Annotated in this window: 13 protein-coding genes; 9 read left to right on the forward strand and 4 right to left on the reverse strand. The window is 67.6% G+C overall.

All coding sequences use genetic code 11. The annotated features are described in order from the left end of the window. Positions 1-28 precede the first annotated feature (28 nt). The gene (locus DC347_RS09655; RefSeq protein WP_018761747.1) at positions 29-763 is read right to left on the reverse strand and encodes a dienelactone hydrolase family protein; all 735 of its coding nucleotides are present in this window, start codon (positions 761-763) and stop codon (positions 29-31) included. Between the two features lie 112 nt (positions 764-875). Between DC347_RS09655 and DC347_RS09660 the strand changes: the two genes are divergently transcribed. Beyond that, positions 876-1,931, forward strand: a complete 1,056-nt coding sequence (locus tag DC347_RS09660) for a DNA polymerase IV (RefSeq protein WP_109045218.1) — start codon at positions 876-878, stop codon at positions 1,929-1,931. Between the two features lie 105 nt (positions 1,932-2,036). On the opposite strand, the gene DC347_RS09665 is transcribed toward DC347_RS09660, so the two are convergent. Beyond that, positions 2,037-2,213 carry a CsbD family protein gene (locus DC347_RS09665; protein ID WP_109045219.1) on the reverse strand — a complete coding sequence of 59 codons (177 nt, stop codon included), beginning with the start codon at positions 2,211-2,213 and terminating at the stop codon, positions 2,037-2,039. A gap of 102 nt (positions 2,214-2,315) precedes the next feature. Between DC347_RS09665 and DC347_RS09670 the strand changes: the two genes are divergently transcribed. The 4 genes from DC347_RS09670 (at position 2,316) to DC347_RS09685 (ending at position 6,013) form a co-directional block, all read left to right on the forward strand. Next, positions 2,316-2,990, forward strand: a complete 675-nt coding sequence (locus DC347_RS09670; RefSeq protein WP_026264582.1) for a pentapeptide repeat-containing protein — start codon at positions 2,316-2,318, stop codon at positions 2,988-2,990. 117 nt (positions 2,991-3,107) lie between these two features. Then, complete coding sequence (locus tag DC347_RS09675; protein WP_018761743.1) at positions 3,108-4,334, forward strand: thiolase family protein; 1,227 nt, start codon at positions 3,108-3,110, stop codon at positions 4,332-4,334. Then, a complete protein-coding gene (locus DC347_RS09680) occupies positions 4,334-5,137 on the forward strand; it encodes an enoyl-CoA hydratase/isomerase family protein (RefSeq protein WP_018761742.1) in 804 nt (267 codons plus the stop codon). Before DC347_RS09675 ends, DC347_RS09680 begins: the two co-directional genes overlap by 1 nt. A 3-nt stretch (positions 5,138-5,140) precedes the next feature. Then, positions 5,141-6,013, forward strand: a complete 873-nt coding sequence (locus DC347_RS09685) for a 3-hydroxyacyl-CoA dehydrogenase family protein (protein WP_109045220.1) — start codon at positions 5,141-5,143, stop codon at positions 6,011-6,013. Positions 6,014-6,025: 12 nt separating this feature from the next. Here the strand turns inward: DC347_RS09685 and DC347_RS09690 are convergent, their stop codons facing one another. Then, positions 6,026-6,259, reverse strand: coding sequence for a DUF6480 family protein (locus DC347_RS09690; RefSeq protein WP_109045221.1), 234 nt, complete (start codon positions 6,257-6,259; stop codon positions 6,026-6,028). Positions 6,260-6,335: 76 nt separating this feature from the next. Here DC347_RS09690 and DC347_RS09695 point away from each other — a divergent pair, with 76 nt between their 5' ends. The 3 genes from DC347_RS09695 (at position 6,336) to DC347_RS09705 (ending at position 9,986) form a co-directional block, all read left to right on the forward strand. Then, positions 6,336-6,956, forward strand: a complete 621-nt coding sequence (locus DC347_RS09695) for a GNAT family N-acetyltransferase (RefSeq protein WP_018761739.1) — start codon at positions 6,336-6,338, stop codon at positions 6,954-6,956. 82 nt (positions 6,957-7,038) lie between these two features. Next, positions 7,039-7,749, forward strand: coding sequence for a tyrosine-protein phosphatase (locus DC347_RS09700; RefSeq protein WP_109045222.1), 711 nt, complete (start codon positions 7,039-7,041; stop codon positions 7,747-7,749). Between the two features lie 95 nt (positions 7,750-7,844). Next, positions 7,845-9,986, forward strand: coding sequence for a S1 family peptidase (locus DC347_RS09705; protein WP_109045223.1), 2,142 nt, complete (start codon positions 7,845-7,847; stop codon positions 9,984-9,986). A gap of 41 nt (positions 9,987-10,027) precedes the next feature. Here DC347_RS09705 and DC347_RS09710 read toward each other — a convergent pair whose 3' ends face one another. Continuing rightward, positions 10,028-10,468, reverse strand: coding sequence for a PaaI family thioesterase (locus DC347_RS09710; RefSeq protein WP_018761736.1), 441 nt, complete (start codon positions 10,466-10,468; stop codon positions 10,028-10,030). A 140-nt stretch (positions 10,469-10,608) separates the two neighbouring features. Between DC347_RS09710 and paaZ the strand changes: the two genes are divergently transcribed. Continuing rightward, a complete protein-coding gene (gene paaZ / locus DC347_RS09715; protein ID WP_109045224.1) occupies positions 10,609-12,720 on the forward strand; it encodes a phenylacetic acid degradation bifunctional protein PaaZ in 2,112 nt (703 codons plus the stop codon). Positions 12,721-12,767 lie beyond the last annotated feature (47 nt).

Below are 12,767 nucleotides of genomic sequence, written 5' to 3' on the forward strand. Positions count from 1 at the left end.
TCCTTGATGTCCGGGCGGGCCCGGTGCGTCAGGCAGCGGAGTCCTTCAGGTGGCGGGCAAAGTAGTCCTCGATCCGCTGCCAGGCCTCCGGGGCGGAGTCCGGGTCCGGCCCGATGCCCATCACGCGCATGAGCGGACGAAGGACCACGGGTCCTTCGTCGGTGTCGTTCAGGAAGGCGTGGCCGGCGCCGGGGAACTCCTTGACGCTGTGTTCGATTCCCAGCCTGTCCAGGGCTGATTCGAGCCGGGCAGCGGCCCCCTTCAGGGGCCTGTCCGCGCCGCCGTAGTTGGCCACGATGGGGCAGGCGCCGCGGAGGGCGTCGTCCAGGTTGCCGGGCAGGCGACCGTAATTGACCGCGGCTGCGTCGAAACCGTCCTTGGCCACCAGCAGCGCGAAGCCGCCGCCCATGCAAAAACCGATCACGCCGGTTTTTCCGGTCGATTGCGGGGAGGCGGCAAGCCACTTCCGCGCCGTGGCGATGTCCGTGAATGCCCGGCCGGTGCCGGCAGTCATGCTGCGCATGGTGCTGACCAGGCAGCGGCGCGCCCCGCCCTCGCTGAACAGATCCACTGCCAAGGTCAGGTAGCCGGCCCGGGCCATCCTGTCGGCGTGCCTGCGGGTCTGGTCGGTCAGGCCAAAGGCCTCGTGGATCATTACGACGCCGGGGAAAGGGCCTTGGCCCTCCGGCGTGGCCAGATAGCCGCCCAAGGAAGGCGAGCCGCCGGCGGTGGCGCTTTCGGCGCTGAGGTCAACGTAGGTCATGGCTAAGGCTAACCGGGCAGTATGCATTTACTGTGCGGATCCAACCGCGGACCCCGGGACGCTGGTGCGCGGCGCTTGGCCCGGGCAGACTGGGGCTGTGAACGAACCATGGGTGCTGCACGTGGACCTGGACCAGTTCATCGCTGCCGTCGAAGTGCTCCGCAGGCCGGAGCTCGCGGGCAAGCCCGTGATCGTGGGAGGCCGCGGCGATCCCACCGAACGTGCCGTGGTGTCCACAGCGTCCTACGAAGCCAGGGCCTACGGCGTGGGCTCCGGCATGCCGCTGCGCATCGCCGCGCGGAAGGTGCCGGACGCGGTCATCCTGCCCGTGGATCATGAGGCATACCTTGACGCGTCCGAGAAAGTGATGGCGGTCCTGCGCTCGCAGCCCGGCGCCACGGTCCAGGTGCTGGGATGGGACGAAGCCTTCGTGGGGATCGAGGGCGGCGTCCCCGAAGATATCGCCAGGCAGCTGCAGCTCGCCGTCCTGGCGGAAACCAGGCTGCACTGCAGCATCGGCATCGGGGACACCCTGGTCCGGGCCAAGGTGGCCACGGGGTTCGGCAAGCCCGCAGGCATCTTCCGGCTGACGGAAGGGAACTGGCTCCACGTGATGGGGGACAGGCCCACAATCGATCTGTGGGGCGTGGGAAAAGCGGTGTCGCGGCGGCTTGCCACCCTTGGCATCAAAACTGTTGCCGAGCTCGCGGCGGCCAACCCTGCGGACCTGGTGCCCGAGTTCGGTCCCAAGATGGGCCCGTGGTACGCCCAGCTGGGACGGGGCGAAGGGTCGCGGGTGGTTGATGACACACCGTGGGTGGCCCGGGGACACAGCCGGGAAACCACCTTTCAGCGCGACCTGACGGAGGCAGCGGACATTGACGGCGCCCTCAGGGAATTGGCAGCGCACGTCATGGACGATGTCGCCGCGGAAGAGCGGCCGGTGGTCGGCCTCACCCTGAAGGTGCGCTACGCGCCGTTCACCACCACAACGTACGGCCGGAAGATCCCCGCAACGTCCGTCCCTGCGGAAGTGCTCGCACACGCCCTGGAGCTTGCCGCGAAGATCGAGCCCGGCCGTCCTGTCCGGCTGCTCGGGCTGCGGGCGGAAATGACCATGCCGGAGGATTCCCGCCAGGGCCACACTCCCACCCGCAGCGGCTGGTGATTTTGCCCGATGGGTGTGGACAGCGGAACGGCGGCGGATCTGTCCGATCCGCCGCCGTCGGGCTGATGCAGCACGCCGTTCGCTGCGGCAGCAGCAGCGTGGCTGTCAGTCGCGCTTGAACTCGTCCTTGACGCTTTCGCCCACCTTCTTGGCATCCGCCTTGACCTGGTCCGCCTGGCCTTCAGCCTTGAGGCGGTCATTGTGGGTGACGTTGCCGGCAGCTTCCTTTGCTTTGCCGCCAAGTTCTTCGGCTTCGTTGCTGATCTTGTCTCCGAGGCCCATGGTGCCGGCCTCCTTCCGTTTCCGTCGATCGTTTACATTTTCACCGTAAACGAAGCTTGCTTACTAATTCAAGGGATGGGGCGGGCGGGCTAGGCTCGGGGGATGGAGAAAAAGCGCGGACGTGGGCCGGCCGGGGTGCAGGCACCCCGGGTTTCACCGGTGGAGCTCACTGACCTCGAAGACCAGGCGGACGCCGCCTTCCGGCGCGGCGAGCGGCACGAAGGGGTCCGGTTTAGCCGCGCGGACGCAGAGGGATTCGACCTGGGCGGGTCTGTCTTTTCCGAGTGCCGGTTCGATGCCGTGTCCTTCAACGACGCGCAGCTCCGGGGAGCATCCTTCCGTGACTGCATCCTGGCCGAGCTGTACGCCCCCGTTTTCCGCGGTGCCCGCAGCACCTGGCAGGACGTGGAGCTCCGCAACCCCCGGCTGGGTTCAGCGGAACTGTACGAAACCGGCTGGCAGTCCGTACGGATCGACGGCGGCAAGGTGGACTTCCTGAACCTGCGTGGTGCCAAGCTCACGGATGTGCTGATCAGCGGGTGCATCATCAATGAACTGGACCTTGGCGCCGCCGGGGCCGTCCGGGTAAGGCTCGAGGACTGCACCATTGGATCCCTGGACTTGGCCGGCGCCAAGCTGAAGGATTTCGACATCCGCGGGACCGGATTCCGCAAGATCAGCGGGCTGGGCAGCCTCTCCGGCCTGGTTGTTGACGAGTACCAGCTGGGCCTCCTGGCGCCGCTGATCGCCGCGCACCTGGGCGTCACAGTCCTTTAGCCGGGTGCGGAGCGGAACCTTGCCGTGTACCATTTACAGAACGAACGGTCGGTAAGTGGTGCATCCGCTGTGCCGGCCGCCGATGACAGTGCTGTTTATCGCGTGAAGGGTGTATCCATGGCTGCAACCGCAGGTCCGCAGGCTTTCCTTGTTGGCGGGGTCCGAACGCCGGTGGGCCGGTACGGGGGTGCCTTGTCCGCCGTGCGGCCGGACGACCTCGCCGCCCTGGTGGTCCGCGAAGCCGTGGAACGCGCCGGCCTGGACCCGGAAAGCATCGACGAGGTGATCCTGGGCAACGCCAACGGCGCAGGGGAGGAGAACCGGAACGTTGCCCGCATGGCCACCCTGCTGGCAGGCCTTCCGCTCCACATCCCGGGCATTACGGTCAACCGGCTGTGCGCCTCCGGACTGAGCGCCATCATCCAGGCGAGCCACATGATCAAGGCCGGAGCCGCGGACATCGTCATCGCCGGCGGCGTGGAATCCATGAGCCGGGCACCCTGGGTGCAGGAAAAGCCCACCGCCGCCTTTGCCAAGCCAGGCCAGATCTTCGACACCTCCATCGGCTGGCGCTTTACCAACCCGCAGTTCCAGCAGGGCGGCCTCTCCCGCGACGGGAAGATGACCTACTCGATGCCGGAAACGGCGGAAGAAGTGGCCCGAGCGGATGGCATCTCCCGCGAGGATGCGGACGCATTTGCCGTCCGCTCGCACCAGCGTGCCCTCGAGGCCATCGCCGCCGGGCGCTTCAAGGACGAGATCGTCCCCGTCACGGTGAAGACGCGCAAGTCCGAAACGGTGGTGGACACGGACGAAGGGCCCCGCCCCGGCACGAGCCTCGACGTTCTCGCTGCCCTCCGGCCGGTAGCACCGGGCGGCTCCGTGGTCACCGCCGGAAACTCGTCCTCGCTCAACGACGGCGCCTCGGCCATCATTGTGGCCTCGGAGGCAGCCATCGAACGGCTGGGCCTGACCCCGCGGGCACGCATCATCGACGGCGCTTCCGCCGGCTGCGAACCCGAGATCATGGGCATCGGTCCTGTCCCCGCCACGCAGAAAGTGCTCAAGCGCAGCGGCCTAAGCGTTGGTGACCTGTCCGCCGTCGAACTCAATGAAGCTTTTGCCACCCAGTCACTGGCCTCCATCCGGCGCCTGGGCCTGGATCCGGACATCGTGAACCGCGACGGCGGCGCCATCGCGCTGGGTCACCCGCTCGGCTCGAGCGGGTCCCGGATCGCCATCACCCTGCTGGGGCGGATGGAACGCGAGGACGCCAAAATCGGCCTCGCCACCATGTGCGTCGGCGTCGGCCAAGGCACCGCCATGCTGCTGGAGAAAATCTGATGGCCGCCGCAGTGGACCTTGCCGCCGAAGTGTTCTCCGCCCTCAAAGTGGAGGAACGGGACGACCGTGTGGTGGTGCTGCTCAACCGGCCCGAGGTAAAGAACGCCATCGACCAGCAGATGGTGGACGAACTCCACACCGTGTGCGCAGCGCTGGAACAGAATCCCAGGATCCTGATCATTGCTGGGGTGGACGGGGTGTTCGCCTCCGGGGCAGACATCGCCCAGCTGCGCGAACGGCGGCGGGATGACGCCCTGCAGGGGATCAACTCCACCATCTTCGTCCGGATTGCGAAGCTGCCCATGCCGGTCATCGCCGCGCTGGACGGCTACTGCCTGGGTGGCGGCGCGGAACTGGCCTACGCGGCGGACTTCCGGATCGGCACCCCCACCGTGCGCATCGGCAATCCCGAAACGGGCCTGGGCATCCTGGCCGCGGCAGGCGCCAGCTGGCGGCTCAGGGAACTCGTGGGTGAACCGCTGGCAAAGCAGATCCTCCTGGCCGGCCTGGTCCTCGGCGCCGACGAGGCACGGGCGGCCAACCTCATTACCGAGATCCACGACCCCGCGGACCTGCTGGCCGCGGCCCACAGCCTTGCCGACAGGATCGGGCGCCAGGACCCCCTGGCCGTCCGCATCACCAAATCCGTGTTCCACGCCCCCGCGGAAGCCCACCCGCTGATCGACCAGCTGGCCCAGGGCATCCTCTTCGAATCCCAGGCCAAGTTCGACCGCATGCAGGCGTTCCTCGACCGCAGCGCCCGGAAGAAGGCCAACCCCGCCAACCCCGCAGACAGAAAGTAGACCATGAGCGAATCGCAACTGACTTCAGCCCTCCCGGCCCGGGTGGGTGTCCTGGGCGGTGGCCGGATGGGCGCCGGGATCGCCCATGCATTCCTGGTCAAGGGCGCCGACGTGCTGGTGGTGGAACGCGACGAGCAGGCTGCGGAGGCGGCACGGGAACGGGTGGAATCCGCGGCGGCAAAGAGCATCGAGCGCGGGGCAACGGACGCAAACCTGGACGAAATGGTCTCCCGCCTGGCCGTCGGCGTGGACTATGACGCCTTCAAGGACCGCCAACTGGTGGTGGAAGCCGTCCCGGAAGACTGGGACCTGAAAGTTACGGCGTTGCGGGGCATCGAGGAGCGGCTGGCGGAAGACGCCTGCCTGGCATCCAATACGTCCTCGCTGTCCGTGAACGGGCTCGCGAAGGAGCTGAGGCGGCCGGGCAATTTCCTGGGGCTGCATTTCTTCAACCCGGTGCCCGCTTCCACGCTCATCGAGGTGGTGCTGGGCGAGCACACCTCGCCCGGACTCGCTGTGGAGGCGAAGAGGTGGGTGGAGGCACTCGGCAAGACCGCCGTCGTCGTCAATGACGCGCCGGGGTTCGCGTCCTCCCGGCTGGGCGTTGCCATCGCGTTGGAGGCCATGCGCATGGTCGAGGAAGGCGTAGCCTCGGCCGAGGACATCGACAACGCCATGGTGCTGGGCTACAAACACCCCACCGGGCCGCTCCGGACCACGGACATCGTGGGCCTGGACGTCCGCCTGGGTATCGCCGAATACCTGCAGTCCACCCTGGGTGACCGGTTCGCACCCCCGCAGATCCTGCGCGACAAGGTGGCCCGCGGGGAACTGGGCCGCAAGACCGGCAAAGGCTTCTTCGACTGGCCCAGCTAGCGGCCGCCCGCGTTAGTCGAAGAAGCCCACGATGTAGCCGATGAAATACAGCAGGCAGAGCAGGACGACCACCCCGATGATGGCAATCCAGAGGAACTGCGTGCCCTTGCCCGGCCCGCGCTCCTCCGTGCCATGGGGCCCGACCGTGGATGCTTCGCCCGGCGGGGTTTCGCCGGGCGGAACGCCGCCGCCGGGCTCCAGACCGGTGATCTTGTCGTCTTCCGGATCCGGATTGGTACCTGACACAATGACTCCCTCGCTCGCCGTCCACGTGCTTGCCCAAGCGTAACCGGCACCGAACCGGTGGGCCTAGGCTGGTGCAGTGACTTTCCTTGAACCCCTTACCCTGACCGGCCGGCACGTAATCCTGGAGCCGCTCGCGGAGGAGCATCACGACGGCCTGGTGGAGGCCGCCAGGGATGGTGAGCTCTGGAAGCTCTGGTACACCTCGGTGCCGGCCCCTGATGGGATGGCCGCCGAAATCAGGCGGCGGCTGGCACTGCAGGACCAAGGGTCAATGCTGCCGTTCACCACCCGCCTGATCGATGCGGAAACCGGCGGCCCGGGCCGCATCATCGGCATGACCACCTACATGAACATCGACGCCGCCACGCCCCGCGTGGAGATCGGCTCCACGTGGAACGCGGCCTCCGTGCAGGGGACCGGAACGAACCCGGACTCCAAGCTCCTGCTGCTCGGGCACGCCTTCGAGGCCGTGGGCTGCCCGGCGGTGGAGTTCCGCACCCACTGGCTGAACCACCAGTCGCGGGAGGCCATCGCCCGGCTCGGTGCCAAGCAGGACGGCGTACTGCGCAGCCACTCCCGGACCAGCGACGGGAACCTGCGCGACACCGTGGTGTTCTCCATCCTGGACCACGAATGGCCCGCCGTCCGCGCCGGGCTCGAGTACCGGCTGGACCGCCGCGGCCCGGCTGCCCGCTGATGACGCCAGAAGTCTTCCCGTGCGGCATGCGGCTCCCAGCACCGTGTGATTAGCTGGGCGGATGAGCAAACGGGGCAGGCCCATGAACTGGGATGGAGCTGTCAACGCCTGGCACATTTCGGGCGGCATCTACCGCATGGGGCGGCGTGAGTGGCTGACGGCGTCCGGGTGGCGGCAGATGTTCGACGACGGCGTCCGCACCGTCGTCGATCTCCGCAACGCAGCGGAAGGCCGGCGCCGGGACACCGACCCGGTGGTCCCGGACACGTCCATGCCGGACATCGACGTGGTCCAGGCGCCCACGGAAGAGGCCGGTGATCCGCGCTTCACCGCCATCACCGGGCCGTATTTGAACGACCCCGGGCATTACGCCGTGAACGCCCGCCTCTTCCCGGAAAAGCTGGTGGGCGTCTTCCGGGCCATCGCCCACGCCGCACCCAAGGGGGATGTCCTGCTGCACTGCGCCGCCGGCCGGGACCGCAGTGGAATGGTGGCCGCCATGGTCCAGGACCTCGCAGGCGATTCCGACGAAGCGATCGCAGAGGGTTACCGGCGGGCGGCACGCGGCATCAACGAGAGGTACCGCACGCACGGGCCGCCGCACAGCCGCGAACGCTACCTGGCCGCCGGTGAACTCGAGCCCTTGCTGGAACAACGGGGGCTCACCGTGGCCAGGTTTGTCCGAGACCTGGATACCCGCCACTACCTTCTGGCCAACGGCCTCACCGCAGTAGAACTCGAGGCTGTCCTGGCCTGTTGCCAGGACAGCGTAGATACAATGGGACCAGTGTGACGCATGTGACCTGAGATACTGTTGTTTCCTCGGTCACGTTGACCGGCAGAGAGACGGACATGAGCTCAGCAGCAGCACCAAGGAAAAAGACTCCAATGGCGCATGACCTGGGGTTTAGTGCTGTCACGCTGCGGCGGGTGCTCGCCTTGGGCGCCGCTGCCGGCGTGCTGGCATCCTCCGCGTACGCAGCCGTTCCCGCTTTTGCCGCCGGTGAATCGTCTCCCACGCCGGCCTCGCCGAGTCAGGGTACAGCGTCCCCCAGCCCGGCTTCGGGAAGCACAGCCCCGGCGTCCCCGGCGCTGTCGCAGGCCGCCCTCGACGACGCCGTGCAGCGGGACCTCAAGCTCACCCCCCAGCAGTTCGAGGCTGCCGGACAACTCGGTGCCCAGGCAGCGCAGGCGGCCGTCCAGCTGCGCCAGGTCCCGGGCTACGTGGGAATCCGGATCGAGCATGGATCCATTACGGTCAGCGGTTCAGGACGTGAGCTTAAGACCGCCGTTGCCGCCCTCGCGGGCACTATCTCCGGTTTGTCCCTCGAGGCGCCCGCGGTTGGCGCCAGGTCCGAACTGGCGGTCAGCACGGAGCAGCTCTTCCAGGCCTATCTCCGCGACGTTGGGCCGCAGGACCTGCAGGCGGTGATGTACGCCGGCGGAAAGTTCGTGATCAGGACGGGCGGGATCAATGCGCCGGAGGCGTTGTCGCCAGAACCAGCGACGGCGTCCTCGCCGTCGGCAGCCCCGTCGCCCTCGCCGTCGGAGTCGGCCTCGCCGGGGGCCGGAAAGATCACTCCGGCCCAGTTCGTGTCCCGCTATGCCAACGTCGAGCTCGACGGCGGTACGCCGCTCAAATCCGAGGCGGACGTCGCAGGCGGCATCGGGTACCAGAGCGATATCGGCTATGTGTGTTCCACCGGTTTCTCCGCCTTCGACCCCACAGGCCTGCCCACTGTCCTGACCGCGGGGCACTGCGCTTCGGATGGTGCCGCCAAGACAGCCACCCTGGAGTTCCAAGGCGTGCCGGCGGGCCTGCTGGGGAAGTTCGGCTTCAGCCAGTTCGGCGGCCCGGGGAACACCCGCGTGCTCGACCCCACCACTCCCATCGGTCCGGACCAGGCGGCGGTAACCAACCCTGGCAATGTGGGGACGGACATCTCGGTGATCCAGTCGCTGCGGCAGGACATCGATCCCCTTCCCGCGGCCAGCACGTGGGGGAACCCGTCCCAGCCCGCGCCCGACGTCAAGATCATCGGATCCGAAGAACCCGTTGTGGGAATGCCCATTTGCCGCTCGGGACGGACCTCCGCCTGGTCCTGCGGAACGGTTGACGCCGTCGGCATCTTTATCGTGCCGGGCCCGGGCTACGCCTCGGACAAGAAAGACATCCGCGCGTTCAACGGGTTCCTTTCTTACGGGGTGCAGTCCAGCGGGGGAGACTCCGGGGGACCCTACGTCAGCGGCAACTACGCCGTGGGCACCCACTCGGCAGGGGACACCCCGGACCAAAACGGCAACGTGATCCAAAACTTCGCCGTCGGCGCCACCTTGCGGAACAGTTTGGCCGTACTTCCCGGCTACCAGCTGGAACTGTTCCTCAACAAGCCTTCCGTTACCGCGCCCGCGGCCGGCGGCACCTATGATTCCGGCCAAACCATCGCTGGCACCGTTGCCGCGGCTCCGGCGTCAGCCATCGCCGCCGGGTCCAAGGTCCGGATCACCCTCCAGGGCCAAGGCCCGTTCGAGGTCCCCGTGGACGCCGCCGGCAACTGGAGCTTCACCGCACCGCAAGGCAGGGATCCGCTCCACTTCACGGCCGAGACCGTCAACGGGTACAGCCGGTCGGGCACCACCACCTTCGAGTTCGCGGCCACCCCGCCGGCTCCCACGAGCCCTGCCCCGCCGTCGAGCCCTGCCCCGCCGGCTCCCACGAGTCCTCCCGCCAGCATCGCTACCGCATCCCCGTCACCCACCCAGGCCAGCCCGGCCCCGTCGCCCACCCAGGCCAGCCCGGCCGCCGTCGTTACACCCCCGGCCAGTACCCCGGCACCCAGTACCCCGGCACCAAGCACTCCGCCTGCCGGCCTGGCGATCACAGGCGGCAACGGTTCCGCGGATGCGGGCGGCCTGGCCTACACCGGCGCGACGGCGCTGGTGCCCGCAGCCGTCGCTGCCGCTGCCGCGGTCGCCGTCGGGATCGTGCTTATGGTGCTGGTCAGGCGCCGGAAGCGGGGATCGGACTAGGTTCCGACAGGCTCAACCACCGGGGACGGGCTCAACCACCGTTACTTGTGGCGCCGCATCAGCAGGTTTGTAATGCGCAGGGTGCAGAGCCGCTGGCCCGCCTCGTTGGTGATCAGCACCTCGTGCGTGGTCAGTGTGCCGCCCAGGTGGATAGGCGTGGCCGTGATGGTGACCTGGCCCTCCCGTGCGGACCGGTGGTGGGTGGCGGATACGTCCACCCCCACAGCGGTCTTGCCCATGGTGCTCGCGTGGATCACGGCGGCCCAGGAGCCCACGGCCTCGCCGACGGCCAGGGAAGCGCCGCCGTGCAGCAGGCCGAAGGACTGCCGGTTTCCCTCCACCGGCATGGTGGCCACCACCCGCTCCACGGACTCCTCCAGGATCTTCACGCCCATCTTTTCGTCCAGCTCGCCCAGCGTGATTTTCCAGAGTTCATGCTGCGACGGCTGGTTGTCGCCGGAATCCTCGTGTGGGGCTCTCATTCGTTCTCCTTCGGTATCCATTTCAGTCCCGGCCTTCTAGTGTGCGGCACGGCACTTCATGTATGGTGAATATATTACCGAACGGACGGTCAGTAATGACTGTTGTTTGCCTGCCCCAGCGTTGGAAGGACCCGTCAACGATGACCACCACAGCCACAGCTCCCCAGGCCACGGTCGACACCGTGGAGACAGTGCCCAGCTTCGTCAAGGATGCCTGGTGGACGCCCGACGCCGGCTCGTCGGCTTCCGCGGTGCCCGTCCGGGATGCGAGCACAGGGGAAATCCTGGCCAAGGTCAGCACGGAGGGCCTGGACCTGGCCGCCGTCGTCGAATACGGCCGCACCACCGGCCAGGCGGAACTGGGCAAGCTGACCTTCCACCAGCGCGCCCTCAAGCTCAAGGAACTGGCGCAGTACCTGAACGCCCGCCGCGAGCACTTCTACAACTTCTCGTTCCAGACCGGTGCCACCAAGATCGACTCCATGGTGGACATCGACGGCGGCATCGGCGTGCTGTTCACCTTCGGTTCCAAAGGCCGGCGCGAACTGCCCAACTCCCAGGTAGTGGTGGACGGGCCCATGGAGGTGCTGTCCAAGGACGGCTCCTTCGCCGGCGAGCACATCTACACCCGCATTCCCGGTGTTGCCGTCCAGATCAACGCCTTCAACTTCCCGGTCTGGGGGATGCTGGAGAAGTTCGCCCCTGCCTTCCTGGCCGGCGTCCCCACCATCGTCAAACCGGCCACCACCACCGGTTACGTTGCTGCGGCCGTGGTCAAGGCCATCGTTGAATCCAACATCCTGCCGGCAGGGTCGCTGCAGCTTATTTCAGGTTCCGTCCGCGGGCTGCTGGACGTCCTGGACTACCGCGACCTCGTCGCCTTCACCGGCTCGGCGTCCACCGCCAAATCGCTCAAGGCGCACCCGAACGTGGTGGAGGGCGGAGTGCGGTTCACGTCCGAGACGGACTCCCTGAACGCTGCCATCCTTGGCCCTGACGCGATGGAGGGCACACCGGAATTCGATGCGTTCGTCAAGTCCGTAGTCACCGAAATGACCGTCAAGGCCGGGCAGAAGTGCACCGCCGTCCGCCGCGCCATCGTGCCGCAGGAACTGGTTTCCGCCGTCACCGCCGCGATCGGCAAGCGCATCTCGGAACGCATCGTCCTGGGCGACCCCCGCGGCGCGGGCGTCACCATGGGCGCACTGGCGTCCGTGGAACAGTTAAGGGACGTCCGGGCGGCCGTCCAGTCCATGCTCGCCGCCGGCGGTGAGCTTGCGTACGGAACCCTCGATTCGCCGTCGGTCACCTCGGCCGACGGAACCACCGGCGTGGTGGACGGCGGGGCGTTCATGGCCCCGGTCGTCCTGAACTGGGACAACCCCGAAGCGGACGCAATCCACTCGCTCGAAGCATTCGGACCGGTATCGTCCGTGATCGGCTACCGCGACCTGGCCGACGCCGTCCGCCTCGCCGCCCGCGGCGGCGGCTCCCTGGTGGCCTCGGTCTGCACCAACGACCCCGAGGTGGCCCGGGAACTGGTCACCGGAATCGCTGCGCACCACGGCCGCGTCCTGATGCTGAACCGGGAGGACGCCCGCTCGTCCACCGGCCACGGATCACCGGTGCCGCACCTCGTCCACGGTGGCCCGGGGCGCGCCGGCGGCGGCGAGGAACTCGGTGGCATCCGGTCCGTGCTGCACCACATGCAGCGCACCGCCATCCAGGGCTCACCCAACATGCTCACCGCCGTCACCGGCGTCTGGCATACCGGTGCGGACCGCAACTTCACCGTGGAAACCGAAGGCGCGCACCCGTTCCGGAAATCCCTCGCCACGCTACGGATCGGCGATGCCGTCCGCTCTGACCTGCGGCAGGTCACGCTGGCGGACATTACCGCTTTTGCGGAGTCCACGGGCGACACGTTCTACGCGCACACCAACCAGCAAGCGGCGGAAGCCAACCCGTTCTTCCCGGGCATCGTGGCACACGGCTACCTGCTGCTGAGCTGGGCCGCAGGACTGTTCGTGGAACCCGCCCCGGGCCCCGTGCTGGCCAACTACGGCCTGGAGAACCTGCGCTTCATCACCCCCGTTGCCGCCGGTGATTCAATCCGGGTGACGCTGACAGCCAAGAAGATCACCCCGCGCGAAACGGACGAATATGGCGAGGTGGCCTGGGACGCCGTCCTGACCAACCAGAATGACGACATCGTGGCCACCTACGACGTCCTCACCCTCGTCGAAAAGTAGCCCGGAACGCCCGCTCACTTCCTGCAGCTTCCACCTGGACGCCCGCT

Source organism: Pseudarthrobacter sp. AG30, assembly GCF_003116525.1.
GTDB lineage: Bacteria > Actinomycetota > Actinomycetes > Actinomycetales > Micrococcaceae > Arthrobacter.